The 25522-nt window shown below is 45.0% G+C and carries 23 protein-coding genes, 4 tRNA genes, 3 rRNA genes and 1 riboswitch; of the genes, 25 read left to right on the plus strand and 5 right to left on the minus strand.

Annotation, left to right across the window (positions count from 1 at the left end):
* The first annotated feature begins 5 nt into the window (after positions 1-5).
* Complete coding sequence (locus tag bslm_RS03090; protein ID WP_080031073.1) at positions 6-626, plus strand: YdhK family protein; 621 nt, start codon at positions 6-8, stop codon at positions 624-626.
* A gap of 12 nt (positions 627-638) precedes the next feature.
* Here the strand turns inward: bslm_RS03090 and pbuE are convergent, their stop codons facing one another.
* A complete protein-coding gene (gene pbuE, locus bslm_RS03095; protein ID WP_003234105.1) occupies positions 639-1805 on the minus strand; it encodes a purine transporter PbuE in 1167 nt (388 codons plus the stop codon).
* Positions 1806-1860: 55 nt separating this feature from the next.
* Positions 1861-1960: riboswitch (purine riboswitch) on the minus strand.
* A gap of 176 nt (positions 1961-2136) precedes the next feature.
* Between pbuE and bslm_RS03100 the strand changes: the two genes are divergently transcribed.
* From bslm_RS03100 to gmuG, 8 genes are all read left to right on the plus strand, one after another.
* Positions 2137-2448, plus strand: a complete 312-nt coding sequence (locus bslm_RS03100) for a PTS sugar transporter subunit IIB (protein ID WP_046380813.1) — start codon at positions 2137-2139, stop codon at positions 2446-2448.
* Complete coding sequence (locus tag bslm_RS03105) at positions 2448-2780, plus strand: PTS sugar transporter subunit IIA (RefSeq protein ID WP_015252690.1); 333 nt, start codon at positions 2448-2450, stop codon at positions 2778-2780. The genes bslm_RS03100 and bslm_RS03105 overlap by 1 nt, the downstream gene beginning before the upstream one ends.
* 18 nt (positions 2781-2798) lie before the next feature.
* Complete coding sequence (gene celB, locus bslm_RS03110; protein ID WP_046380814.1) at positions 2799-4127, plus strand: PTS cellobiose transporter subunit IIC; 1329 nt, start codon at positions 2799-2801, stop codon at positions 4125-4127.
* A gap of 17 nt (positions 4128-4144) precedes the next feature.
* Positions 4145-5542: a 6-phospho-beta-glucosidase GmuD gene (gene gmuD, locus bslm_RS03115; RefSeq protein ID WP_015252688.1), complete on the plus strand. Its 1398-nt coding sequence runs from the start codon at positions 4145-4147 to the stop codon at positions 5540-5542.
* A 148-nt stretch (positions 5543-5690) separates the two neighbouring features.
* Positions 5691-6404 (plus strand): transcriptional regulator GmuR, encoded by a 714-nt coding sequence (gene gmuR / locus bslm_RS03120; RefSeq protein ID WP_015715336.1) that lies wholly within the window; start codon positions 5691-5693, stop codon positions 6402-6404.
* Between the two features lie 28 nt (positions 6405-6432).
* Complete coding sequence (gene gmuE / locus bslm_RS03125; RefSeq protein ID WP_014479017.1) at positions 6433-7332, plus strand: ROK family protein; 900 nt, start codon at positions 6433-6435, stop codon at positions 7330-7332.
* On the plus strand, positions 7329-8276 hold the full coding sequence (gene manA, locus bslm_RS03130; protein WP_041850757.1) for a mannose-6-phosphate isomerase, class I: 948 nt from the start codon (positions 7329-7331) through the stop codon (positions 8274-8276). The genes gmuE and manA overlap by 4 nt, the downstream gene beginning before the upstream one ends.
* An 18-nt stretch (positions 8277-8294) precedes the next feature.
* Positions 8295-9383: a mannan endo-1,4-beta-mannosidase gene (gene gmuG, locus bslm_RS03135; RefSeq protein WP_046380815.1), complete on the plus strand. Its 1089-nt coding sequence runs from the start codon at positions 8295-8297 to the stop codon at positions 9381-9383.
* 58 nt (positions 9384-9441) lie between these two features.
* On the opposite strand, the gene bslm_RS03140 is transcribed toward gmuG, so the two are convergent.
* Complete coding sequence (locus bslm_RS03140) at positions 9442-10296, minus strand: manganese catalase family protein (RefSeq protein ID WP_042976998.1); 855 nt, start codon at positions 10294-10296, stop codon at positions 9442-9444.
* Positions 10297-10629: 333 nt separating this feature from the next.
* On the opposite strand from bslm_RS03140, the gene bslm_RS03145 reads away from it, so the two are divergent.
* The 12 genes from bslm_RS03145 (at position 10630) to tsaD (ending at position 19819) form a co-directional block, all read left to right on the plus strand.
* A tRNA-Arg gene (locus bslm_RS03145) sits at positions 10630-10706 on the plus strand.
* A gap of 13 nt (positions 10707-10719) precedes the next feature.
* Positions 10720-10793 (plus strand) — tRNA-Gly (locus bslm_RS03150).
* A gap of 161 nt (positions 10794-10954) precedes the next feature.
* A 16S ribosomal RNA gene (locus tag bslm_RS03155) occupies positions 10955-12504 on the plus strand.
* Between the two features lie 171 nt (positions 12505-12675).
* A 23S ribosomal RNA gene (locus bslm_RS03160) occupies positions 12676-15603 on the plus strand.
* 55 nt (positions 15604-15658) lie between these two features.
* Positions 15659-15774 (plus strand): 5S ribosomal RNA (gene rrf, locus bslm_RS03165).
* The 16S, 23S and 5S rRNA genes sit together here with 4 tRNA genes alongside, the layout of an rRNA operon.
* A gap of 14 nt (positions 15775-15788) precedes the next feature.
* Positions 15789-15865, plus strand: a tRNA-Met gene (locus tag bslm_RS03170).
* A 60-nt stretch (positions 15866-15925) separates the two neighbouring features.
* Positions 15926-16002 (plus strand) — tRNA-Asp (locus tag bslm_RS03175).
* Between the two features lie 180 nt (positions 16003-16182).
* The gene (gene thiL, locus bslm_RS03180) at positions 16183-17160 is read left to right on the plus strand and encodes a thiamine-phosphate kinase (protein WP_046380816.1); all 978 of its coding nucleotides are present in this window, start codon (positions 16183-16185) and stop codon (positions 17158-17160) included.
* Between the two features lie 14 nt (positions 17161-17174).
* Entirely contained in the window at positions 17175-17651 is a 477-nt protein-coding gene (tsaE, locus tag bslm_RS03185) for a tRNA (adenosine(37)-N6)-threonylcarbamoyltransferase complex ATPase subunit type 1 TsaE (protein WP_021481343.1), read from the plus strand.
* On the plus strand, positions 17632-18321 hold the full coding sequence (gene tsaB / locus bslm_RS03190) for a tRNA (adenosine(37)-N6)-threonylcarbamoyltransferase complex dimerization subunit type 1 TsaB (RefSeq protein WP_003234078.1): 690 nt from the start codon (positions 17632-17634) through the stop codon (positions 18319-18321). Before tsaE ends, tsaB begins: the two co-directional genes overlap by 20 nt.
* A 9-nt stretch (positions 18322-18330) precedes the next feature.
* Positions 18331-18786, plus strand: a complete 456-nt coding sequence (gene rimI / locus bslm_RS03195) for a ribosomal protein S18-alanine N-acetyltransferase (protein ID WP_046380817.1) — start codon at positions 18331-18333, stop codon at positions 18784-18786.
* Positions 18779-19819, plus strand: a complete 1041-nt coding sequence (gene tsaD / locus bslm_RS03200; protein WP_038428442.1) for a tRNA (adenosine(37)-N6)-threonylcarbamoyltransferase complex transferase subunit TsaD — start codon at positions 18779-18781, stop codon at positions 19817-19819. Before rimI ends, tsaD begins: the two co-directional genes overlap by 8 nt.
* Positions 19820-20049: 230 nt before the next feature.
* Here the strand turns inward: tsaD and bslm_RS03205 are convergent, their stop codons facing one another.
* The gene (locus bslm_RS03205) at positions 20050-21978 is read right to left on the minus strand and encodes an ABC-F family ATP-binding cassette domain-containing protein (RefSeq protein ID WP_029317385.1); all 1929 of its coding nucleotides are present in this window, start codon (positions 21976-21978) and stop codon (positions 20050-20052) included.
* A gap of 125 nt (positions 21979-22103) precedes the next feature.
* Between bslm_RS03205 and moaC the strand changes: the two genes are divergently transcribed.
* Genes moaC through tatC form a run of 4 tightly spaced genes read left to right on the plus strand, consistent with a single transcriptional unit; the run spans position 22104 to position 24226 of the window.
* Positions 22104-22616, plus strand: coding sequence for a cyclic pyranopterin monophosphate synthase MoaC (gene moaC / locus bslm_RS03210; RefSeq protein WP_046380818.1), 513 nt, complete (start codon positions 22104-22106; stop codon positions 22614-22616).
* On the plus strand, positions 22613-23260 hold the full coding sequence (locus bslm_RS03215) for a redox-sensing transcriptional repressor Rex (RefSeq protein ID WP_003234073.1): 648 nt from the start codon (positions 22613-22615) through the stop codon (positions 23258-23260). Before moaC ends, bslm_RS03215 begins: the two co-directional genes overlap by 4 nt.
* Positions 23261-23281: 21 nt before the next feature.
* Positions 23282-23455, plus strand: a complete 174-nt coding sequence (gene tatAY / locus bslm_RS03220) for a sec-independent protein translocase protein TatAY (RefSeq protein ID WP_003234072.1) — start codon at positions 23282-23284, stop codon at positions 23453-23455.
* A 6-nt stretch (positions 23456-23461) separates the two neighbouring features.
* Positions 23462-24226, plus strand: a complete 765-nt coding sequence (gene tatC / locus bslm_RS03225) for a twin-arginine translocase subunit TatC (RefSeq protein WP_015252680.1) — start codon at positions 23462-23464, stop codon at positions 24224-24226.
* Between the two features lie 231 nt (positions 24227-24457).
* Here tatC and bslm_RS03230 read toward each other — a convergent pair whose 3' ends face one another.
* Complete coding sequence (locus bslm_RS03230) at positions 24458-24649, minus strand: YdiK family protein (protein ID WP_003225680.1); 192 nt, start codon at positions 24647-24649, stop codon at positions 24458-24460.
* Entirely contained in the window at positions 24646-25380 is a 735-nt protein-coding gene (locus bslm_RS03235; RefSeq protein ID WP_003234069.1) for a CPBP family intramembrane glutamic endopeptidase, read from the minus strand. The genes bslm_RS03230 and bslm_RS03235 overlap by 4 nt, the downstream gene beginning before the upstream one ends.
* Between the last annotated feature and the right edge of the window lie 142 nt (positions 25381-25522).

Consider the following 25522-nt stretch of genomic DNA (forward strand, 5'->3'; position numbering starts at 1 on the left):
TTTCATTGTCTGCGGGCAAAAGTTACAGGAAAAAAATGAAGCAAAGGAGAATGAACATGAAAATCTCTAAAAATGCACTGGGAATTCTGATGTTATCTCTTGTTTTTGTTTTATCAGCATGCGGCAATAACAACAGTACGAAAGAAAGCACACATGACAATCATTCAGACTCCTCAACACATGAAGAGATGGACCATTCCGGATCAGCTGACGTTCCAGAGGGATTACAGGAATCTAAAAATCCGAAATACAAAGTAGGCAGCCAGGTAATCATCAATACTTCCCATATGAAAGGCATGAAAGGTGCTGAAGCTACGGTAACAGGCGCCTATGATACAACTGCGTATGTTGTTTCTTATACTCCGACTAATGGGGGACAGCGTGTGGATCATCACAAATGGGTGATCCAAGAAGAAATCAAAGATGCCGGAGATAAAACGTTACAACCCGGAGATCAGGTGATTTTAGAGGCTTCTCATATGAAAGGCATGAAAGGAGCAACAGCCGAGATCGATTCCGCGGAAAAAACAACTGTATACATGGTTGACTATACATCGACAACAAGCGGCGAAAAAGTGAAAAACCACAAATGGGTCACCGAAGATGAGCTTTCTGCTAAATCATAAAAAATCCTCCTTTTACAAGGAGGATTTTTTTGCTGTTTGAACAGGTCTTGTTAAAGAAATGAAAGCAAACAGGACAGCGATGATCACAATCGATCCGCCGCACCATGCTGTTGACACTACAGTACCTGTCTGATCCAAAACAACACCGCCAATGGCTGAGCCAAGGGCAATTCCGACTTGGAGGGCCGATGTGTTAAAGCTTTGCTGAATGTCAGACGAATCAGGTGCAATTTCAATTAAATAGCTTTGCTGAGCCGGGGCGAGGCTCCAGCTCAGAAGACCCCAAATCACCATGACAGGCAAAAAGAAAATCATAGACGATGTAGACAGCGGCAGTAAGAACATAATGATGGCAAAGGAACCGGTCACCAGCAAAATGCTCTTAAAGGAACCAAGCCGGTCAGATAGCGCTCCTCCGAAAGGGCCTCCGCATACAGCAGATATCCCAAAAAGGAAATAACAAATGCTGACCCAGAAAGAGCTCAGGTGAAGAGTCTCTTCTAAAAACGGCGCAAAGTAAGCGTAAAGCGTGTAGTGGCCAGCTAATGTAAACATCGTGACGAGGTGTGAACTCGCGATTTTCAGATTACCGATCGTCTTGAGTTGTTCCCGGAAAGGAATCATTTTCTCCGCCGGTATTCTTTCAAAGAAGATTGAAATAATCAGCATGGAGATCAGTGCCAACAGGCCGATGCCAAGGAACAAAATCCGCCACCCGAAGGAATCGCTGATTAAGATTCCGAGCGGCACGCCTAATGCGATAGCAGAGCTGAATCCCATAAAAATAATTCCGATTGCGCGGGCTCTGTATTCAGGCGCTACAATTTTCGGGGCAATTGTTAAAGAAAGCACAACAATCAGCCCTGTACTCATTGCTGCCAATACCCTAGATACCATCAGTGTTGCGAAATTAGGGCTGAAATAGGCGACAAGATTGCTAAGGAAGAAAACAAATAAAGCAATTAGATATAAGCGCTTCCGCTCAATCTTCGCAGTCAATGCCAAAAGCAGCGGCCCAGATACTGCATATCCCAGCGCAAACACACTGATCAGCTGTCCGGCTGAAACAATGGAAATGTCTAAATCATTTGCGATCTGAGGAAGAATTCCCCCCACAATTAACTCAACCAATCCGACTGCAATCGTAGAAGCTGCAAGCAGGAAAACTTTGAAATTCATAACAAACTCCTTTACTTAAATGTTTTGATAAATAAAAAAAATCCTGATTACAAAAAATGTCATAAACAAATTTTGTAATCAGGATTTTACGGTTCCTGGTAGACACCCTCAAACCATATTATTGAGGTTATACAAGTGATAATAGCTATTTAATTGATTCGTTTCCGTTGATGAGTGTACCACATTATGAATGAATCTTCCATAGAAAAATTTACAAAATGATGAACCGGACAAGCATATGATTATATTTATTTTACAAAAGTATAGACATTTAAAAATAAATGACTATAATAATCCATGTAAGCGTTTTAATCACAAGGGGGGATAGCAGTTGAAAAAAATATTACTCGCGTGCAGTTCAGGAATGTCTACCAGTTTATTGGTGACAAAAATGAAGGAATACGCACAGTCTATCGGTGAGGAAGCAGAGATTTGGTCTGTTGGCCAGGATAAAGCAAAAGAAGACATGAGAAAAGCGGATGCCGTTTTGATCGGTCCGCAAATGAGCTTTCTGAAAAGCGAACTCCAAAAAGAAGCGGATCAATACAACATTCGGGTTGAAGTCATTGACATGATGGCCTACGGAATGGCAGATGGGAAAAAAGCGTATGAGCAGGCATTGTCCTTAATGGTGAATCAATAATGGAACAGATGAAAATCACGAATTTAACAGACGAGCAAATCAGTTTTCAGCTAATCCTGCACAGCGGAAATGCCCGCAGCTGCATCATACAATCACTGCGCGCCTACAAAGAAGGGAACAAGGACGAGGCTGATGCCCTCATTGCCAAGGCTGAGCAGGATTTATCCGCGGCCCATGACATTCACTTTCAAATGATACAGAAGGAATCCGGCGGAGAAGCAACAGCTTTTTCATTGCTGCTTATGCATGCAGAGGATCATCTGATGTCAACATTATCCATGAAAGAATTAGTGAAAGAGATGCTTGATCTCTTTAAAACCAAGAATCTATAAATAATCGGGGTGGATAGGGTGTTCGAGAAAATCAGCCAATTCCTTGTTCCAATTGCAGGGAGGTTAAACAATAACCGCTATTTGCAAGTGTTGCGTGATGCATTTATGCTGGCTTTCCCGCTGACGATATTCGGGTCCATTTTTGTTGTGTTAACGAATTTGCCGTTTCTAAACAAAATCATGAACGCCTCAATGCTTACGTCGTTTCAGTCTCATTTCGGCATTGCCTCCACGGCGACAATGGGCATTATGTCTGTCTTTGTTGTGTTCGGGATAGGCTATTACCTGTCAAAAAGCTATCAGGTCGAAGCTGTATTTGGCGGAGCGATCGCTTTGGTTTCCTTTTTGCTCTTAACGCCATTTATCATTCAGCCAGAAACAGGAGATGCCATTACAGGGGTTATCCCGGTCGATCGTCTCGGTGCAAAAGGGATGTTTCTTGGGATGATTACGGCATTTCTTTCTGGTGAAATTTACAGAAGAATCGTTCAAAAAAACCTGACAATCAAAATGCCAGCCGGCGTTCCGCCTGCTGTAGCAAAATCATTTGCCGCACTTATTCCGGCTTTTATCACATTGACCGTATTTTTGTTGATTAACGTAATGGTGACTCTGTTTTTTAAAACAAATATGCACGACGTTATTTATCACGCGATTCAGGCTCCGCTTGTCGGACTTGGAAGCGGTATCATTCCAACGCTGATTGCCGTGTTTTTCATACAAATTCTTTGGTTTTTCGGACTGCATGGACAGATCATTATCAACTCCGTGATGGACCCGATTTGGAATACACTGCAGGTAGAAAACCTTTCTGCTTACATGGCGGGAAAAGAAATCCCTCATATTATTTCAAAACCGTTTATGGAGATTTATACAGTAGGGATGGGCGGAACCGGGATGACGCTTGCGATTGTGTTTACCATTCTCATATTCATGAAAAGCAGGCAGATGAAGCAAGTATCAAAACTTGGCCTCGCTCCCGGTATTTTTAACGTAAACGAACCGATTATCTTCGGGCTTCCGATTGTCATGAATCCGATCATTATTGTGCCTTGGGTGCTGGCACCGATGGTTGTTACGCTCGTCACCTATCTGGCTATGTCAGCCGGGCTCGTTCCGCCTCCGACTGGTGTGACAGTGCCGTGGACGGTTCCATTGTTCATTAATGGCATCATGGCGACGAACTCAATCATGGGGGGCGTGATGCAGCTTATCAATCTGCTGATTGTCTTCGTGATCTGGTTTCCGTTCCTAAAAGCAATGGATAAATTAAATCTGGCAAAAGAAAAAGAACAGGCTGTGCAGGAGACAGCTGCTCAGCAAAATGATAACAGCATAAAAATGTGACATAAGGGGAGAGAGACTTGGCACAAACAGAACAATATCGTTTTCCAAAGGATTTTTGGTGGGGATCATCGGCTTCAGCAACACAAACGGAGGGTGCCGCCGACAGAGACGGAAAAGGCCAGAATATATGGGATTATTGGTTTGAAAAAGAACCGCATCGTTTTTTTGATCATGTCGGCCCCGCAGACACATCCCAATTTTACGACAACTATAAAGAAGATATCAGGCTGATGAAGGAGCTTGGCCACAACTCGTTCCGGATGTCGATTTCCTGGTCACGTTTAATACCAAACGGAACGGGCGAGATCAACGATAAAGCCGCAAATTTCTATAACAATGTCATTGATGAGTTAATCGCTAACGGAATTGAACCTTTTGTCAATTTGTTTCATTTCGATATGCCGATGGCGCTTCAAAAAATCGGCGGCTGGGTCAACAGAGAGACGGTTGACGCGTATGAAAACTATGCAAGAACTTGCTTCCGTTTGTTTGGCGGCCGGGTGAAAAAATGGTTCACGCATAATGAACCAATCGTTCCCGTAGAAGGCGGATACCTATATGATTTTCATTATCCAAACAAGGTAGACTTTAAAGAGGCCGTCCAGGTTGGATTTCATACGATGCTGTCAAGTGCCCGCGCCATTCAGGCTTACAGGGAGATGGAGCAGGACGGAAAAATCGGAATCATTTTAAATTTGACCCCATCATACCCGAGAAGCAGCCATCCGGCGGATGTAAAAGCCGGGGAAATCGCAGACGCGTTTTTTAACAGATCCTTTTTAGACCCATCTGTCAAAGGCGAATTTCCAAAAGAGCTGGTTGACATTTTGAAGCATGAAGGCTTTATGCCTGATTACAACGCTGAAGATCTTGACATCATCAAAAAGAACACGGTTGACCTGTTGGGAGTGAATTATTACCAGCCGAGACGTGTGAAAGCGAAAGAACATCTTCCGAATCCCGACGCTCCTTTTTTGCCTGACAGGTATTTTGATCCCTACGTCATGCCGGGCCGCAAAATGAATCCGCATCGCGGCTGGGAGATCTATGAAAAAGGCGTTTATGATATTTTAATTAATTTAAAAGAAAACTACGGCAACATCGAGTGTTTTATCTCTGAAAACGGTATGGGGGTTGAAGGTGAAGAGCGATTCAGGGATGAACAAGGCATCATTCAAGATGATTACCGGATTGAATTTATAAAAGAGCACCTCAAATGGATTCACCGCGCCATACAGGAAGGCTCGAACGTAAAAGGCTATCACTTATGGACGTTCATGGACAACTGGTCTTGGACAAATGCCTATAAAAACCGATACGGGTTTGTATCAGTCAATCTTGAGAAAGACGGGGAAAGAACCGTCAAAAAGAGCGGAAAATGGTTTAAAAAGGTTGCTGAACATAGCGGTTTCTAGATTTTCCTAAAGGCCAAGATCTTCCGGCAATCATCATAACGAATAGAGATGACGAAAATCCGCAACATTGATGAAATAGGGAAAAGAACTTATGATATCCGTAAAAGCTTATGTGATATCAGACTCTAACAGCTGCCGGAGGATGCCAATGAATAAATACGAAATTATTGCAAATGAAATGAGAAATAGAATTAAAAATAACGTATATCCGATCGATCAGCCCATTCCTGATGAAGTATCTCTTGCAAAAGAATTTAACTCAAGCCGCATGACGATGAAGAGAGCCTTGGATAATTTAGTTGCCGAGGGTCTGCTGTTCAGAAAACGAGGCCATGGCACGTTTATTATTCAATCTGCAATACAGGATGACCATGTACATGTAGTCAGCAATGAGATTCTCGGATTGACCAACTTGCTGAAAGATAAAAAAATCCAAAGCAAGGTCATTCAGTTTGAAGTGCAATTTCCCACTGAGGAAGTGGCCGCCCATTTGTCTATTGATCAGAAAACACCGGTTTATTATGTCGTTCGGCTGCGAATTGTAGAAGGTGAACCCTATGTATTAGAAAAAACATATATGCCGACTCATTTAATACCGGGCATTAATGACGATGTCCTTCATGATTCGATCTACAATCACATTACAAATGTGCTGCAGCTCAAAATCGCCGGAACGCATCGGAAAATCAGAGCCTGCAAATCTGATCATATTGACCAGCAGCATCTGGGCTGTAAACAGGATGATCCAATTCTTGAAGTGGAACATGTGGGCTTCTTAGATACCGGGATTCCATTTGAATATTCCTTTTCACGTCATCGGCATGACAAGTTTGTTGTGACTTCTGTAAACATACGGCGCTGATTGCGGAGACAACAAGGAGGCCATCTGCATGCTTGGCGGTATTGAAGCAGGCGGCACAAAGGTTATTTGTGCTGTCGGTAAAGAAGATGGAACAATCATTGACCGAATAGAATTCCCTACAAAGATGCCGGATGAAACGATAGAGAAAGTGATTCAATATTTTCGCCAATTTTCATTACAGGCGATCGGCATCGGCTCCTTTGGCCCCGTTGATAACGATAAAACCAGTCAAACATACGGTACCATTATGGCCACGCCGAAAGCGGGCTGGAGACACTACCCCTTTTTGCAAACTGTTAAGAACGAAATGAAAATTCCAGTCGGATTTAGTACAGATGTCAACGCTGCGGCGCTGGGTGAATTCCTTTTCGGTGAAGCGAAGGGTCTCGACAGCTGCCTGTATATAACGATTGGTACTGGCATCGGTGCGGGCGCAATTGTAGGGGGCAGGCTCCTTCAGGGGCTGTCGCACCCAGAGATGGGCCATATTTATATCCGGAGGCACCCGGATGACGCATACCAAGGGAAGTGTCCTTATCATGGAGATTGCTTTGAAGGCTTGGCTTCCGGTCCCGCCATTGAAGCGCGCTGGGGAAAAAAAGCCGCGGATTTATCAGGTATAGCACAAGTCTGGGAACTGGAAGGGTACTATATTGCCCAAGCACTGGCTCAGTATATTTTGATCCTTGCACCTAAAAAAATCATTCTTGGCGGCGGCGTCATGCAACAGAAACAAGTGTTTTCTTATATCTATCAATATGTACCGAAAATCATGAACAACTACTTAGATTTTTCTGAATTGTCAGATGATATAAGTGATTATATTGTACCTCCACGTTTAGGCAGTAACGCCGGAATCATCGGCACGCTAGTTTTAGCGCATCAGGCCTTACAAGCAGAGGCAGCATCCGGGGAGGTGCGATCATGACGCATCCATTATTTTTAGAGCCTGTCTTTAAAGAAAGACTATGGGGAGGGACGAAGCTTCGTGACGCTTTTGGCTACGCAATACCCTCACAAAAAACAGGTGAGTGCTGGGCCGTTTCTGCACATGCCCATGGCCCGTCGGCTGTAAAGAACGGCCCGCTGGCAGGAAAGACACTAGATCAAGTATGGCAAGATCACCCAGAGATATTCGGGTTTCCGGATGGTAAGGTGTTTCCGCTGCTGGTAAAGCTGCTGGACGCCAATATGGATCTCTCCGTGCAAGTCCATCCTGATGATGATTATGCAAAACTGCATGAAAATGGCGACCTTGGTAAAACGGAGTGCTGGTATATCATTGATTGCAAAGATGACGCCGAACTGATTTTGGGACATCACGCAAGCACAAAGGAGGAATTCAAACAACGAATAGAAAGCGGTGATTGGAACGGGCTGCTGAGGCGAATCAAAATCAAGCCCGGAGATTTCTTTTATGTGCCAAGCGGTACACTCCATGCATTATGTGAGGGAACCCTTGTCCTTGAAATCCAGCAAAACTCTGATACAACGTATCGCGTATACGATTATGACCGCTGTAATGACCAGGGCCAAAAAAGAACTCTTCATATAGAAAAAGCCATGGAAGTCATAACGATACCGCATATCGATAAAGTGCATACACCGGAAGTAAAAGAAGTTGGTAACGCTGAGATCATTGTTTATGTGCAATCAGATTATTTCTCAGTGTACAAATGGAAGATTAGCGGCCGAGCTGCTTTTCCTTCACATCAAACCTATTTGCTGGGGAGTGTTCTGAGCGGATCAGGACGAATCATAAATAATGGTATTCAGTATGAATGCAATGCAGGCTCACACTTTGTCTTGCCTGCGCATTTTGGCGAGTTTTCAATAGAAGGAACATGTGAATTCATGATATCTCATCCTTAATGAATGGGGGAGTTGCATTTGTTTAAGAAACATACGATCTCTTTGCTCATTATATTTTTACTTGCGTCTGCTGTTTTAGCAAAACCAATTGAAGCGCATACTGTGTCGCCTGTGAATCCTAATGCCCAGCAGACAACAAAAGCAGTGATGAACTGGCTTGCACACCTGCCGAACCGAACGGAAAACAGAGTCCTTTCCGGAGCGTTCGGAGGTTACAGTCATGACACATTTTCTATGGCTGAGGCTGATAGAATCCGAAGCGCCACCGGGCAATCGCCTGCTATTTACGGCTGCGATTATGCCAGAGGGTGGCTTGAAACAGCTAAAATTGAAGATTCAATAGATGTAAGCTGCAACGGTGATTTAATGTCGTATTGGAAAAATGGCGGAATTCCGCAAATCAGTTTGCACCTGGCGAACCCTGCTTTTCAGTCAGGGCATTTTAAAACACCGATTACAAACGATCAGTATAAAAAAATACTAGATTCTTCAACAGCAGAAGGAAAACGGCTAAATGCCATGCTCAGCAAAATTGCTGACGGACTTCAAGAGCTGGAGAACCAAGGTGTGCCTGTTCTGTTCAGGCCGCTGCATGAAATGAACGGCGAATGGTTTTGGTGGGGACTTACATCATATAACCAAAAGGATAATGAAAGAATCTCTCTATATAAACAGCTCTACAAGAAAATCTATCATTATATGACCGACACAAGAGGACTTGATCATTTGATTTGGGTTTACTCTCCCGACGCCAACCGAGATTTTAAAACTGATTTTTACCCGGGCGCGTCTTACGTGGATATTGTCGGATTAGATGCGTATTTTCAAGATGCCTACTCGATCAATGGATACGATCAGCTAACAGCGCTTAATAAACCATTTGCTTTTACAGAAGTCGGCCCGCAAACAGCAAACGGCAGCTTCGATTACAGCCTGTTCATCAATGCAATAAAACAAAAATATCCTAAAACCATTTACTTTCTGGCATGGAATGATGAATGGAGCCCAGCAGTAAACAAGGGTGCTTCAGCTTTATATCATGACAGCTGGACACTCAACAAGGGAGAAATATGGAATGGTGATTCTTTAACGCCAATCGTTGAATGAATCAGTAATGTACAATAAGAAGGTGCTCAAGAAGTTTCTTGAGCACCTTCCCACTGGATTAAGCATTCATATCGCCTAACCCAGGACTGTGTTCATTCGGTATTTCAGGAAGCACTGGTACGGGAAACCCTGCCGGAGGATCTATTACTTGTAACTCTCCGCCATTTCGGCTTGGAGATTTCCCTTGATAGATTTCACCGATTCTCGTTTCATCCAACCTAAAGTTAAACTGTGCATTATGGTAGCCTAATTCGACATACTTTCTGCACTCAGGATATTTATTAATGTCATAATTCGGTACAGGGAGGAGCTTCGCCCACTCAACGCCCAATGTCTCGAGCGCTTTCGCGAATGCATTCTGGTGAGCATTGTCGCGTACAATCAGAAAAGCAAGTGTTTCGCGGAACGTCTGATTAGAGCTCATTTCATAAATTCTTGTTTTTTGCAGCACACCTGTCGACTCAAGAAGCAGATTATCAAGCAGGTCAGTAATTAAGTTTCCGTGGTTATACACCCACGACCCGTTCCACGGATTGCCCCCTGCATCAACGGGAAGGGAACTTTGCGCTCCAATAATATAATGATGAGGATTAGCATGTTTAACCGCTTCATCAAGTGGCGCTTGATCTGTACCTTGACTGCCGACACCTTCACCGCCTGATTCATCTAATAAAGCATTGATTGTGTTTTGAACCAGTTCAACGTGGGCAATCTCCTCTAAAAAAATGCCGCGAAGCAGATCGCGGTACTGTTTCTGCTTTCCTCTGAAATTAGAGCTTTGGAAAAAAAACTGCATCATTGTACGCATTTCTCCGTAATGACCGCCTAATATCTCCTGCAGGACCTTAGCAGCTGCCGGGTCTGGCTTGTCCGGTTTAATGATATTAATCAGTTCCTCTTTGTAGTAATACATAACACGCCTCATTTCTTCTTAAGAGATTTTCTTATATTATTTGTAAGATGAGATAAAATATATACATGATAAGCATGGGAAGGCGTGAAAGAAGAAAATAAAAAAATACAGGAAAAGTGTTGACCAAATAAAACAGGCATGGTATATTATTAAACGTCGCTGATGAACAGCGTGAAACAAAACGAAAAACAAAAAAGTTTTTCTAAGGTGTTTACAAGATTTTAAAAATGTGTATAATAAGAAAAGTCGAATTGAAAAACATTCGGAAAACATTTTTAAAAAACTTCTTGACTTCAACATCAAATGATAGTATGATAGTTAAGTCGCTCATAAGCGCCCGTAGCTCAATTGGATAGAGCGTTTGACTACGGATCAAAAGGTTAGGGGTTCGACTCCTCTCGGGCGCGCCATATAAGATACCACGCGGGTGTAGTTTAGTGGTAAAACCTCAGCCTTCCAAGCTGATGTCGTGAGTTCGATTCTCATCACCCGCTCCATTATTGAATGATCTTTGAAAACTAAACAAGACAAAACGTACCTGTTAATTCAGTTTTAAAAAATCGCACAGCGATGTGCGTAGTCAGTCAAACTAGGGCCTGCACGACGCAGGTCACACAGGTGTCACCGCGGGATGCGGTGAACTTAACCTGTGATCCATTTATCGGAGAGTTTGATCCTGGCTCAGGACGAACGCTGGCGGCGTGCCTAATACATGCAAGTCGAGCGGACAGATGGGAGCTTGCTCCCTGATGTTAGCGGCGGACGGGTGAGTAACACGTGGGTAACCTGCCTGTAAGACTGGGATAACTCCGGGAAACCGGGGCTAATACCGGATGGTTGTTTGAACCGCATGGTTCAAACATAAAAGGTGGCTTCGGCTACCACTTACAGATGGACCCGCGGCGCATTAGCTAGTTGGTGAGGTAACGGCTCACCAAGGCGACGATGCGTAGCCGACCTGAGAGGGTGATCGGCCACACTGGGACTGAGACACGGCCCAGACTCCTACGGGAGGCAGCAGTAGGGAATCTTCCGCAATGGACGAAAGTCTGACGGAGCAACGCCGCGTGAGTGATGAAGGTTTTCGGATCGTAAAGCTCTGTTGTTAGGGAAGAACAAGTACCGTTCGAATAGGGCGGTACCTTGACGGTACCTAACCAGAAAGCCACGGCTAACTACGTGCCAGCAGCCGCGGTAATACGTAGGTGGCAAGCGTTGTCCGGAATTATTGGGCGTAAAGGGCTCGCAGGCGGTTTCTTAAGTCTGATGTGAAAGCCCCCGGCTCAACCGGGGAGGGTCATTGGAAACTGGGGAACTTGAGTGCAGAAGAGGAGAGTGGAATTCCACGTGTAGCGGTGAAATGCGTAGAGATGTGGAGGAACACCAGTGGCGAAGGCGACTCTCTGGTCTGTAACTGACGCTGAGGAGCGAAAGCGTGGGGAGCGAACAGGATTAGATACCCTGGTAGTCCACGCCGTAAACGATGAGTGCTAAGTGTTAGGGGGTTTCCGCCCCTTAGTGCTGCAGCTAACGCATTAAGCACTCCGCCTGGGGAGTACGGTCGCAAGACTGAAACTCAAAGGAATTGACGGGGGCCCGCACAAGCGGTGGAGCATGTGGTTTAATTCGAAGCAACGCGAAGAACCTTACCAGGTCTTGACATCCTCTGACAATCCTAGAGATAGGACGTCCCCTTCGGGGGCAGAGTGACAGGTGGTGCATGGTTGTCGTCAGCTCGTGTCGTGAGATGTTGGGTTAAGTCCCGCAACGAGCGCAACCCTTGATCTTAGTTGCCAGCATTCAGTTGGGCACTCTAAGGTGACTGCCGGTGACAAACCGGAGGAAGGTGGGGATGACGTCAAATCATCATGCCCCTTATGACCTGGGCTACACACGTGCTACAATGGACAGAACAAAGGGCAGCGAAACCGCGAGGTTAAGCCAATCCCACAAATCTGTTCTCAGTTCGGATCGCAGTCTGCAACTCGACTGCGTGAAGCTGGAATCGCTAGTAATCGCGGATCAGCATGCCGCGGTGAATACGTTCCCGGGCCTTGTACACACCGCCCGTCACACCACGAGAGTTTGTAACACCCGAAGTCGGTGAGGTAACCTTTTAGGAGCCAGCCGCCGAAGGTGGGACAGATGATTGGGGTGAAGTCGTAACAAGGTAGCCGTATCGGAAGGTGCGGCTGGATCACCTCCTTTCTAAGGATATTATACGGAATATAAGACCTTGGGTCTTATAAACAGAACGTTCCCTGTCTTGTTTAGTTTTGAAGGATCATTCCTTCGAAACGTGTTCTTTGAAAACTAGATAACAGTAGACATCACATTCAAATTAGTAATACAAGATATCACATAGTGATTCTTTTTAACGGTTAAGTTAGAAAGGGCGCACGGTGGATGCCTTGGCACTAGGAGCCGATGAAGGACGGGACGAACACCGATATGCTTCGGGGAGCTGTAAGCAAGCTTTGATCCGGAGATTTCCGAATGGGGAAACCCACCACTCGTAATGGAGTGGTATCCATATCTGAATTCATAGGATATGAGAAGGCAGACCCGGGGAACTGAAACATCTAAGTACCCGGAGGAAGAGAAAGCAAATGCGATTCCCTGAGTAGCGGCGAGCGAAACGGGATTAGCCCAAACCAAGAGGCTTGCCTCTTGGGGTTGTAGGACACTCTGTACGGAGTTACAAAGGAACGAGGTAGATGAAGAGGTCTGGAAAGGCCCGCCATAGGAGGTAACAGCCCTGTAGTCAAAACTTCGTTCTCTCCTGAGTGGATCCTGAGTACGGCGGAACACGTGAAATTCCGTCGGAATCCGGGAGGACCATCTCCCAAGGCTAAATACTCCCTAGTGACCGATAGTGAACCAGTACCGTGAGGGAAAGGTGAAAAGCACCCCGGAAGGGGAGTGAAAGAGATCCTGAAACCGTGTGCCTACAAGTAGTCAGAGCCCGTTAACGGGTGATGGCGTGCCTTTTGTAGAATGAACCGGCGAGTTACGATCCCGTGCAAGGTTAAGCAGAAGATGCGGAGCCGCAGCGAAAGCGAGTCTGAATAGGGCGCATGAGTACGTGGTCGTAGACCCGAAACCAGGTGATCTACCCATGTCCAGGGTGAAGTTCAGGTAACACTGAATGGAGGCCCGAACCCACGCACGTTGAAAAGTGCGGGGATGAGGTGTGGGTAGGGGTGAAATGCCAATCGAACCTGGAGATAGCTGGTTCTCTCCGAAATAGCTTTAGGGCTAGCCTCAAGGTAAGAGTCTTGGAGGTAGAGCACTGATTGGACTAGGGGCCCCTACCGGGTTACCGAATTCAGTCAAACTCCGAATGCCAATGACTTATCCTTGGGAGTCAGACTGCGAGTGATAAGATCCGTAGTCGAAAGGGAAACAGCCCAGACCGCCAGCTAAGGTCCCAAAGTATACGTTAAGTGGAAAAGGATGTGGAGTTGCTTAGACAACCAGGATGTTGGCTTAGAAGCAGCCACCATTTAAAGAGTGCGTAATAGCTCACTGGTCGAGTGACTCTGCGCCGAAAATGTACCGGGGCTAAACGTATCACCGAAGCTGCGGACTGTTCTTCGAACAGTGGTAGGAGAGCGTTCTAAGGGCTGTGAAGCCAGACCGAAAGGACTGGTGGAGCGCTTAGAAGTGAGAATGCCGGTATGAGTAGCGAAAGAGGGGTGAGAATCCCCTCCACCGAATGCCTAAGGTTTCCTGAGGAAGGCTCGTCCGCTCAGGGTTAGTCGGGACCTAAGCCGAGGCCGAAAGGCGTAGGCGATGGACAACAGGTTGATATTCCTGTACCACCTCCTCACCATTTGAGCAATGGGGGGACGCAGGAGGATAGGGTAAGCGCGGTATTGGATATCCGCGTCCAAGCAGTTAGGCTGGGAAATAGGCAAATCCGTTTCCCGCAAGGCTGAGCTGTGATGGCGAGCGAAATATAGTAGCGAAGTTCCTGATTCCACACTGCCAAGAAAAGCCTCTAGCGAGGTGAGAGGTGCCCGTACCGCAAACCGACACAGGTAGGCGAGGAGAGAATCCTAAGGTGATCGAGAGAACTCTCGTTAAGGAACTCGGCAAAATGACCCCGTAACTTCGGGAGAAGGGGTGCTCTGTTAGGGTGCAAGCCCGAGAGAGCCGCAGTGAATAGGCCCAGGCGACTGTTTAGCAAAAACACAGGTCTCTGCGAAGCCGTAAGGCGAAGTATAGGGGCTGACGCCTGCCCGGTGCTGGAAGGTTAAGAGGAGCGCTTAGCGTAAGCGAAGGTGCGAATTGAAGCCCCAGTAAACGGCGGCCGTAACTATAACGGTCCTAAGGTAGCGAAATTCCTTGTCGGGTAAGTTCCGACCCGCACGAAAGGCGCAACGATCTGGGCACTGTCTCAACGAGAGACTCGGTGAAATTATAGTACCTGTGAAGATGCAGGTTACCCGCGACAGGACGGAAAGACCCCGTGGAGCTTTACTGCAGCCTGATATTGAATGTTGGTACAGCTTGTACAGGATAGGTAGGAGCCTTGGAAACCGGAGCGCCAGCTTCGGTGGAGGCATCGGTGGGATACTACCCTGGCTGTATTGACCTTCTAACCCGCCGCCCTTATCGGGCGGGGAGACAGTGTCAGGTGGGCAGTTTGACTGGGGCGGTCGCCTCCTAAAAGGTAACGGAGGCGCCCAAAGGTTCCCTCAGAATGGTTGGAAATCATTCGCAGAGTGTAAAGGCACAAGGGAGCTTGACTGCGAGACCTACAAGTCGAGCAGGGACGAAAGTCGGGCTTAGTGATCCGGTGGTTCCGCATGGAAGGGCCATCGCTCAACGGATAAAAGCTACCCCGGGGATAACAGGCTTATCTCCCCCAAGAGTCCACATCGACGGGGAGGTTTGGCACCTCGATGTCGGCTCATCGCATCCTGGGGCTGTAGTCGGTCCCAAGGGTTGGGCTGTTCGCCCATTAAAGCGGTACGCGAGCTGGGTTCAGAACGTCGTGAGACAGTTCGGTCCCTATCCGTCGCGGGCGCAGGAAATTTGAGAGGAGCTGTCCTTAGTACGAGAGGACCGGGATGGACGCACCGCTGGTGTACCAGTTGTTCTGCCAAGGGCATCGCTGGGTAGCTATGTGCGGACGGGATAAGTGCTGAAAGCATCTAAGCATGAAGCCCCCCTCAAGATGAGATTTCCCATTCCGCAAGGAAGTAAGATCCCTGAAAGATGATCAGGTTGATAGGTCTGAGGTGGAAGTGTGGCGACACATGGAGCTGACAGATACTAATCGATCGAGGACTTAACCATATTTTTGAATGATGTCACATCTGTTATCTAGTTTTGAGAGAACACTCTCAATTTGTTTGGTGGCGATAGCGAAGAGGTCACACCCGTTCCCATACCGAACACGGAAGTTAAGCTCTTCAGCGCCGATGGTAGTCGGGGGTTTCCCCCTGTGAGAGTAGGACGCCGCCAAGCATTACTTTTATCATCGCGGGGTGGAGCAGTTCGGTAGCTCGTCGGGCTCATAACCCGAAGGTCGCAGGTTCAAATCCTGCCCCCGCAACCAAATATATGATTAAATAAGTAGTGTCCTAAGGGTACAACTAAAATAATCTTATACAAATATGGTCCGGTAGTTCAGTTGGTTAGAATGCCTGCCTGTCACGCAGGAGGTCGCGGGTTCGAGTCCCGTCCGGACCGCCATTAATGTAAACGAAACGATCATGTTTTCGTTTTTTTTGTGTTTTCTTTTACTGTATCTTCTGCTTGGTGTCATAGCCAAGCTTTCTTTATATCGGGAACATCTTGGATATTCCAGCAAAATTCGATAAACTAGGAAGAGCACAAATAGGCATAAGCAGGGTTGAAAGGAGGTTTTGGTTCATGGATGAATTTGATTTGATACATAGCATTACTCCGCGGACCATTCACCATTCTTCCGTTGATGTAGGAATAGGTGATGATGCAGCGCTCTACACTGCGAAACACGGCGTTCAGGAAATTGTTTGTGTTGATACTATGGTAGAAGACGTGCACTTCAAATTACACTATTCCTCACCTGAAGATATCGGGTATAAGGCGTTAGCCGTTAATATAAGTGATATTGCCGCGATGGGAGGCATTCCGAAATTTTATTTGGTATCACTTGCGGTACCTTCAAAATGGACGGCATCCGAAATCAAGGCGATGTATGAAGGAATGAATGAACTGGCGAAACTATATCAGATGGATCTGATTGGCGGCGATACAGTTTCTACCGCTGACAAATTAGTCGTTACAGTCACTGTGATCGGTGAAGTTGAAAAGGGACAGGCCTGTTTGCGCAGCTTAGCAAAACCGAATGATATTGTGTTTGTAACCGGTGAAATCGGTTCTTCTGCAGCAGGGCTTTCTTTATTGCTGGAAGAGACTAATCCTCAAAACTCATCTGTGGAAACGGATTACTTTATCCACAGGCATAAACGGCCTGAGCCAAGAGTAAGCGTCGGCAGATTATGCTCGATTTTTAAACGGGCAGCTTTAAATGATGTTAGTGACGGATTGGCTAGTGAACTGAACGAGATTGCAGAAGCCAGCTGTGTTTCAATTGAAATTGATGAAAGCATGCTTCCAATTCATTCTGATTTACCTAAGCTTCATCCTAACTGGAAAGAATGGGCTTTGTTTGGCGGTGAGGATTTTGAGCTGACAGGGACGGTTTCAAATGAGGAGTGGGAAGTGTTGAAGCAACAGTGCGCAGCACGTCAACTTCCCATTACAAAGATTGGCCATGTCAGGGAAAAAACAAAATCTAAAGTGATCCTAAAAACAGATCAAACATCAATGATCTTAGAGAAAAAGGGATATAATCATTTTAAATAAGACGGGTGACTCGTGTGAAGCAATTAAAATGGAGAACTGTAAATCCAGAAGAAACAAAAGCAATTGCCAAGCTGACGGCATCGTTTGCTAAACCGGGAGACGTCCTGACATTAGAGGGCGATTTAGGTGCAGGAAAAACGACTTTTACGAAAGGTTTTGCAGAAGGGCTGGGAATTACACGTGTTGTAAACAGTCCGACTTTTACAATTATAAAAGAATATAACGATGGCTTACTTCCTCTTTATCATATGGATGTGTATAGAATGGAAGATGAAAGTGAAGATTTGGGACTTGATGAATATTTTCACGGACAAGGTGTCTGTCTCGTTGAATGGGCTCATTTAATTGAAGAACAGCTGCCGCAGGAGCGACTGCAAATTGTCATCAAAAGAGCTGGTGATGATGAGCGGGAAATTACCTTTACTGCTGTCGGGAATCGGTATGAAATGCTTTGTGAGGAGTTAAGTAGACATGACAATATTAGCAATTGATACATCAAATTATACATTGGGCATTGCGCTGCTTCGAGAAGACACCGTTATAGCAGAATACATTACATACTTGAAAAAAAACCACTCTGTAAGAGCGATGCCTGCTGTTCATTCATTGCTGAATGATTGTGATATGGCACCGCAGGACCTTTCTAAAATTGTCGTTGCAAAAGGCCCTGGTTCATACACAGGAGTAAGAATAGGTGTGACGTTGGCCAAAACACTTGCCTGGTCTTTAGACATTCCAATAAGTGCTGTATCAAGTCTTGAGACGCTTGCGGCAAATGGCCGGCATTTTGACGGTCTGATCAGCCCAATCTTTGATGCTAGACGGGGACAGGTGTACACAGGTCTGTATCAATATAAAAATGGGCTTTTAGAGCAAGTTGTTCCAGATCAAAATGTGATGCTGGCAGATTGGCTGGAGATGCTAAAAGAAAAGGACCGCCCTGTTTTGTTTTTAGGCCATGATACTTCTCTTCACAAGCAGATGATCGAGGATGTGCTTGGAACAAAAGGGTTCATTGGAACTGCCGCCCAGCATAACCCGCGTCCTTCAGAATTGGCTTTTCTCGGGAAGGAAAAGGAAGCAGCTGATGTTCATGGGCTTGTCCCGGATTACTTGCGGCTGGCAGAAGCTGAAGCGAAATGGATTGAAAGTCAAAAGTAGGGTGATAGGATGAAAACAAAAGCAGCGGTCAGAAATATGCGGCCTGAAGATATAGATCACGTATACGAAATCGAAGCATCCTCCTTTACGTCTCCTTGGACGAAGGATTCGTTTTATCATGAGCTGCTGGAAAATCCGTATGCTCATTATCTCGTGATTGAAAAGGACGGCCATCTTGCTGGGTATTGCGGGATTTGGATTGTGATGGACGATGCCCAAATTACAAATATAGCGATAAAACCAGAGTATCGCGGCCAGTCTTTAGGAGAAACGCTTTTTCGCTCAGCTATTGAACTGTGCAAAGAAAAAGACGCAAGGCGGCTTTCGCTTGAAGTGAGGGTTTCGAATCATCCTGCTCAAGGCTTATATAAGAAATTCGGGATGCAGCCCGGCGGAATAAGAAAGAACTATTATACTGATAACGGGGAAGATGCGTTAATTATGTGGGTGACGATAAATGAGTGAGCAAAAAGACATGTACGTATTAGGAATTGAAACAAGCTGTGATGAGACTGCTGCAGCTATTGTGAAAAACGGGAAAGAGATCATTTCAAACGTAGTAGCCTCTCAAATTGAAAGCCATAAGCGCTTCGGAGGCGTTGTTCCGGAAATTGCTTCAAGACATCATGTTGAACAAATCACTTTGGTTATAGAAGAGGCGTTTCGCAAAGCTGGCATGACGTATAGTGATATTGATGCGATTGCAGTAACAGAAGGTCCGGGACTGGTGGGGGCGCTTCTTATTGGAGTGAATGCCGCTAAAGCATTGAGCTTTGCACATAACATTCCGTTAGTAGGCGTTCATCATATAGCCGGTCATATATACGCGAACCGTCTTGTAGAAGACATCGTGTTCCCGGCACTGGCATTGGTCGTTTCAGGAGGCCATACAGAACTGGTTTATATGAAGGAACATGGATCATTTGAAGTCATTGGGGAAACCCTTGATGATGCGGCAGGAGAAGCTTACGACAAAGTGGCGCGGACGATGGGATTGCCATATCCGGGTGGACCGCAAATTGACAAGCTAGCTGAAAAAGGGAAAGACAATATTCCGCTTCCTCGCGCATGGCTTGAAGAAGGCTCTTACAACTTCAGCTTTAGCGGGTTGAAGTCTGCAGTGATCAATACGCTTCATAATGCATCCCAAAAAGGGCAAGAGATTGCTCCGGAAGATTTGTCTGCCAGCTTCCAAAATAGTGTGATCGATGTCTTGGTAACCAAAACGGCGCGCGCGGCAAAGGAATATGATGTCAAACAGGTCCTTTTAGCCGGAGGAGTAGCTGCAAACAGAGGCCTCAGAGCTGCATTAGAAAAGGAATTTGCCCAGCATGAAGGGATTACGCTTGTCATTCCTCCATTAGCTTTATGCACGGATAATGCTGCGATGATTGCTGCTGCTGGTACAATTGCTTTTGAAAAAGGAATTCGCGGTGCATATGATATGAATGGCCAGCCCGGCCTTGAATTGACTTCTTATAAAAGTCTCACGAGATAATAGCGTGAGACTTTTTATATGTTTGTTATTAACAGATAATTCACAATTTATCCACATGTCTGTGAGTAATTATAGAGATATAGATGGATAAAGGGCTGAAGTCGCTGTTAATAAAGTGGATAAATTCAGAATATTTTGTGGATATTGTGTATAAAGCGCTTACTTTGTTTTGCTTATTAGGGTATGTTCTGTGGATAAAAAGCACCTCTAAAAAGAGGTGCTTGACTTTTTTAATCTTCTTCTGTGGATAGTTCTTCCCATTCGGACAAAAGAGATTCCAGCTCCTGATTGAGCTTCTCATTGTCTGCATGGATAGCTTGTACTTTTTCATGATCCTGATAGACTTCAGGGTCACATAGCAATTCATCATTGCGGCTGATGTTTTCTTCAATGGTTTGAACAGTGGTTTCAATTTCTTCAATCCGACGGAGTCGTTGGCGCTCTTTCTTTTTCCATTCTTTTTCTTCCTCGTAGGAACGTTTGGAGTCAGACTTCACTGTAGCTGGCGTTTTTTCAGTTTCCTCTTGTTGATTTATTTTCTCCAATTCAAGCTGCTCTGTTTTTTTCTCTGTATAATAATCGTAATCTCCCAGATACTCCTCTATATGGCTTGAAGAAAGCTCCAATACTCTTGTGGCGATTCTGTTAATAAAATATCTGTCATGTGAGACAAATAACAGTGTGCCTGGATAATCAATCAGCGCGTTTTCGAGAACTTCTTTGCTGTCTAAATCCAGATGGTTAGTCGGTTCATCAAGGATGAGAAAGTTGGCTTTTTGAAGCATCAGCTTAGCTAGAGCCAATCTTGCTTTTTCGCCTCCGCTCAGTGAATGAACTGGTTTCAGCACATCATCTCCGGAGAATAAGAAATTTCCGAGACACGTTCTGATTTCTTTTTCTGGGAGCCCGGGGTACTCGTCCCACAGCTCATCAAGGACACGTTTAGAGGAAGTCAGCTCAGCCTGTTCCTGATCATAATAGCCGACACTGACATTTGAGCCGTATGAGATCGTTCCTTGATCTGGTTTTAGGGTGTCTATCAATGTTTTCAGCAATGTTGATTTACCAATTCCGTTAGGGCCGACAAGCGCGGCGCTTTCTCCTCTTGTCAGCATGAATGACACTTCTGTTAAAAGCGGCGGCTGGTTTTCATAGCTGATTGTGAGATCCTGAACACGGAGGACTTCATTTCCGCTCTGTTTTGTAATATCAAAATGAAAGTTTGCGGATTTTTCATCGCCAAGCGGTTTTGACATGACTTCCATTCGCTCCAGTTGCTTTCTGCGGCTTTGCGCCCTTTTGGTGGTAGAGGCTCTCGCCAGATTTCGGTCTACGAAGTCCTGCAGCTTTGCAATTTCGTCCTGCTGCTTTTCATACATTTTCAGATCTTTTTCATACTGCGCGGCTTTTTGGTCGAGATAAGCGCTGTAGTTGCCGTGATACTTTTTGCTTTCTGCTCTTGATACCTCGTATACCTGGTTTACTACTTTGTCCAAAAAGTAGCGGTCATGCGAAACGATGAGAATGGCGCCTGAATAGCCTTGCAAATAATGCTCAAGCCAGGTAAGCGTATCAATATCCAGATGGTTTGTCGGCTCATCGAGAATGAGCAAATCAGGCTGTGTTAACAGAAGCTTACCTAAAGCCAGTCTTGTTTTCTGGCCTCCGCTGAGGCTTTGAACCTGTGTAGAATCGTCAAAATGGCTGAAGCCGAGACCATGCAGCACAGATCTTACATCCGCTTCATATTGATAGCCGCCTTTATCTTTGAATTCCTGCTGAAGGCGGTCGTAGGTTTTCATGATGCTTTCTAATTCACCCGGGTCAGCTGCCGCCATTTTTTCTTCCATAGCCCGCATTTCCTTTTCCATTGCTTTTAAGTGGTCAAAAACAGTCAGCAGCTCTTCTTTTATGGTAAGCTTAGAATCCAAGCCAGTATGCTGGGCGAGATATCCCATTGTAATATCTTTCGGTTTAATAATTTCGCCCTTTTCATACGAAAGCTGGCCTGCGATAATTTTAAGGAGCGTGGATTTTCCGGCGCCATTTCTTCCTACAATGGCGATGCGATCACGATTTCTGACTTCCAGCTTTATATTGTTTAAAATAGTATCAGCACCAAATGATTTGGACAGCTGATTAACTTGTAAGATCATCATATTATTTCACCTCTGCTATAATAAGTTAAGTGTAGCTTATGAACCAGAAGTCAGCAAACAATACATTGGCCATATAAGACATAGAGAAGAAAATAGTGTATGATCTGTTTAAGGAGCGTTTTAATATGAATGGATTTTCTCATTTTAATGAACAGGGCAGAGCCCAGATGGTGGATATTAGCGAAAAATCTTCGACTGTCCGTACTGCGGCGGCTGTTTCAAGCGTACACATGAAGAATGAAGTGTACGAGAAAATACAAAGTCACGATATCGGCAAAGGAGATGTACTGGCTGTCGCACAGGTGGCAGGCATTATGGCCGCAAAGCAAACGTCGAATATCATTCCGATGTGCCATCCGCTTTCATTGAGCGGGGTAGATATATCTTTTGACTGGAAAATAAAAGAAGTAGAAGTTATACTTCATATAAAAGCACAGGTCAAAACGAAAGGGAGTACAGGTGTGGAAATGGAAGCGCTCACTTCTGCATCGGTGTGTGCTCTTACCGTTTACGATATGTGCAAGGCCCTTGATAAGGGGATGGTCATCGGCCCTACTTTCTTGCTGGAGAAGACAGGCGGGAAAAACGGTGACTTTAAAAGAGAACTATCCGAGTATAATTTGGAGGACCAAAAATGAATAAGGATCAATCAAAAATTCCGCAGGCGACGGCGAAACGGCTGCCGCTTTACTATCGCTTTTTAAAGAATCTGCATGCGTCAGGAAAACAGCGTGTATCATCCGCTGAACTCAGTGATGCCGTAAAGGTTGATTCTGCCACGATTCGGAGGGATTTTTCCTATTTTGGAGCTCTTGGCAAAAAAGGATACGGATATAATGTGGATTATTTGCTGTCTTTTTTCCGGAAAACGCTAGATCAGGATGAGATGACAGACGTCATCTTGATTGGTGTCGGAAACTTGGGAACGGCATTTCTTCACTATAATTTCACAAAAAATAATAACACAAAAATTTCTATGGCTTTTGATATAAATGAGAGTAAAATAGGAACTGAGGTAGGCGGCGTGCCCGTCTATAACCTTGATGACCTTGAACAACACGTAAAAGATGAATCAGTTGCCATTCTTACAGTGCCAGCAGTTGCCGCTCAATCCATTACAGACAGATTGGTCGCATTAGGAATCAAGGGAATCCTTAATTTTACGCCGGCCCGTTTGAATGTGCCGGAACACATTCGAATTCATCATATAGATTTAGCAGTTGAGCTTCAGTCACTGGTTTATTTTTTGAAGCATTATTCAGTTTTAGAGGAAATCGAATAGAGGGAAAGGAGGAGCCCAAATATGCCGATCGGTCCTGGAAGCCTTGCTGTTATCGCAATCGTTGCTCTGATTATCTTCGGTCCTAAAAAGCTGCCTGAATTGGGGAAAGCAGCGGGAGACACACTTCGTGAATTCAAAAACGCTACAAAAGGATTAACGAGTGATGAAGAGGAAAAAAAGAAAGAAGATCAGTAAGTTAGGATGACACGAATGAAAGTGAATCAAATGTCGCTGCTGGAGCATATTGCTGAGCTTCGAAAACGGTTGCTGATTGTAGCGCTGGCGTTTGTCGTTTTCTTTATAGCTGGATTTTTTTTAGCGAAGCCGATTATTGTGTATCTGCAAGAAACAGATGAAGCGAAGCAGCTTACGCTTAACGCGTTTAACCTGACAGACCCGCTTTATGTGTTTATGCAGTTTGCGTTTATCATCGGCATAGTCCTGACCTCGCCAGTTATTCTTTATCAGCTTTGGGCTTTTGTGAGCCCGGGCCTCTATGAGAAAGAGCGCAAAGTAACGCTCAGCTACATTCCGATCTCTATTTTGCTGTTTTTAGCGGGCTTATCTTTTTCATATTATATTTTATTTCCTTTTGTTGTTGATTTTATGAAGCGGATCTCTCAGGACTTGAATGTCAATCAGGTGATCGGAATTAATGAATATTTTCATTTTCTTCTGCAGCTGACGATTCCGTTTGGACTGCTGTTCCAAATGCCGGTCATCCTCATGTTTTTGACCAGGCTCGGAATTGTGACACCGATGTTCTTGGCGAAAATCAGAAAGTATGCGTATTTTACGCTGCTGGTGATCGCAGCCCTGATTACACCGCCTGAGCTTCTGTCCCATATGATGGTCACAGTCCCGCTTTTGATTTTATATGAAATCAGTATTCTGATATCGAAGGCCGCCTATCGGAAAGCGCAGAAAAGCAGTGCAGCCGATCAGGACGTGTCTTCTGGGCAATAATAAAAAATCCATTTCTCATGCGAGAAATGGATTCAGCGTGTTGACAAACCCCCGCATTCGTTGTCAAGTCTGTGCGTTGGTGCTCACGAATGAAAACATTCGCTCCGATCCAATGCTCGCCTTTCCTAGACTTCAAGGGTTTTCAATCACGCTGAAAATGACAAAATCCTAAAACGAAAGCCGTTTTAGGATTTAATTTGAATCCATTTCTCATTCAGAAATGGATTTTCTTTATTTTTGGTTCTTTTTGATTTTAAATGAAAAGGCGAACATCTTAAAAGAAATGCTGATGTTGTAAGCGGCGAACACCATCAGCAGGATGGAGTAAAATGACCACATGCTGCCTGGCGAGCTTGCGGCAAGATAAGTAAAGATGCACCCTACGGCAAAGTAGATCATTCCCCAAACTACCGGGTTTCTCATAAAAATAATCCTCCAATAATCAATTGCATTTGTGTGCTCTGCTGTTCAAGGTAATTCCGAACAGGCTCAAGCTGCATGATGACGACGAATGTATTCATCATTAAATGGGCGAAAATCGGCACCCATATCCGTTTTGTTCTCGCATATAAAAAGGCAAAGGTAAAGCCCATTGCTGTATATAGAAGAAGATGCTTCAAATCAGCGTGAACAATACCGAAGATAACCGAGCTGATCAGTCCTGCGAAAAAGAAATTCGTTTTTTCGTACAGCGCGCCGAAAATGATTTTTCTGAAGATGATTTCTTCTAATATAGGCCCGACGATGGAAGAAACGATAATCATGAGCGGGACTGCCTGAATGACATCCAGAATCGCTTGTGTATTTTCTGATTCTCTTCCGATGCCAAAAACATAATATTCAATAGAGCCTGCTATTCCTTGAGAGAAAAGGGCAATGAAAAAACCGGCTATCGCCCAAAGGATAGAAAGTCCGATTGAGTCCTTCTGTCCGTTTCGCAGCGTTTCTTTCGGAACGGTTCTCAGAATGAGCAGAACAACAACGAGACAGGCGATAAAGCTGATAACGGACCATAATCCTTGTGCATGCAGCATATTTTCATCTGTAGGCTGTCCTCCGGCATAACCGAATTTAAATAACAAGGGAATCGCGATTAATGCGGAAAACTGCATGATGATATATGTCAAAATAATAAACCAATACTGTTTTCTCAAATGGTATGTACTCCTTTGTTAAGTGGGTTTCGTTCATCTACAGCTATTGTAACATAATCGGTACGGGGGTGAAAAAGCTAACGGAAAAGGGAGCGGAAAAGAATGATGTAAGCGTGAAAAATTTTTTATCTTATCACTTGAA

Source organism: Bacillus sp. LM 4-2, assembly GCF_000978495.1.
Classification (GTDB): Bacteria; Bacillota; Bacilli; order Bacillales; family Bacillaceae; genus Bacillus; species Bacillus subtilis.

What these genes read in the sequence shown, in the direction of transcription:
- bslm_RS03205 (WP_029317385.1), bottom strand. Translation starts at nt 21,978, where the DNA reads ATGATGATCTTACAAGTTAATCAGCTGTCCAAATCATTTGGTGCTGAT.
- tsaD (WP_038428442.1), top strand. Translation starts at nt 18,779, where the DNA reads ATGAGTGAGCAAAAAGACATGTACGTATTAGGAATTGAAACAAGCTGT.
- bslm_RS03140 (WP_042976998.1), bottom strand. Translation starts at nt 10,296, where the DNA reads ATGTATTACTACAAAGAGGAACTGATTAATATCATTAAACCGGACAAG.
- gmuE (WP_014479017.1), top strand. Translation starts at nt 6,433, where the DNA reads ATGCTTGGCGGTATTGAAGCAGGCGGCACAAAGGTTATTTGTGCTGTC.
- bslm_RS03230 (WP_003225680.1), bottom strand. Translation starts at nt 24,649, where the DNA reads ATGAGAAACCCGGTAGTTTGGGGAATGATCTACTTTGCCGTAGGGTGC.
- tatC (WP_015252680.1), top strand. Translation starts at nt 23,462, where the DNA reads ATGACACGAATGAAAGTGAATCAAATGTCGCTGCTGGAGCATATTGCT.
- thiL (WP_046380816.1), top strand. Translation starts at nt 16,183, where the DNA reads ATGGATGAATTTGATTTGATACATAGCATTACTCCGCGGACCATTCAC.
- tsaB (WP_003234078.1), top strand. Translation starts at nt 17,632, where the DNA reads ATGACAATATTAGCAATTGATACATCAAATTATACATTGGGCATTGCG.
- bslm_RS03215 (WP_003234073.1), top strand. Translation starts at nt 22,613, where the DNA reads ATGAATAAGGATCAATCAAAAATTCCGCAGGCGACGGCGAAACGGCTG.
- manA (WP_041850757.1), top strand. Translation starts at nt 7,329, where the DNA reads ATGACGCATCCATTATTTTTAGAGCCTGTCTTTAAAGAAAGACTATGG.
- gmuR (WP_015715336.1), top strand. Translation starts at nt 5,691, where the DNA reads ATGAATAAATACGAAATTATTGCAAATGAAATGAGAAATAGAATTAAA.
- pbuE (WP_003234105.1), bottom strand. Translation starts at nt 1,805, where the DNA reads ATGAATTTCAAAGTTTTCCTGCTTGCAGCTTCTACGATTGCAGTCGGA.
- tatAY (WP_003234072.1), top strand. Translation starts at nt 23,282, where the DNA reads ATGCCGATCGGTCCTGGAAGCCTTGCTGTTATCGCAATCGTTGCTCTG.
- moaC (WP_046380818.1), top strand. Translation starts at nt 22,104, where the DNA reads ATGAATGGATTTTCTCATTTTAATGAACAGGGCAGAGCCCAGATGGTG.
- rimI (WP_046380817.1), top strand. Translation starts at nt 18,331, where the DNA reads ATGAAAACAAAAGCAGCGGTCAGAAATATGCGGCCTGAAGATATAGAT.
- bslm_RS03105 (WP_015252690.1), top strand. Translation starts at nt 2,448, where the DNA reads ATGGAACAGATGAAAATCACGAATTTAACAGACGAGCAAATCAGTTTT.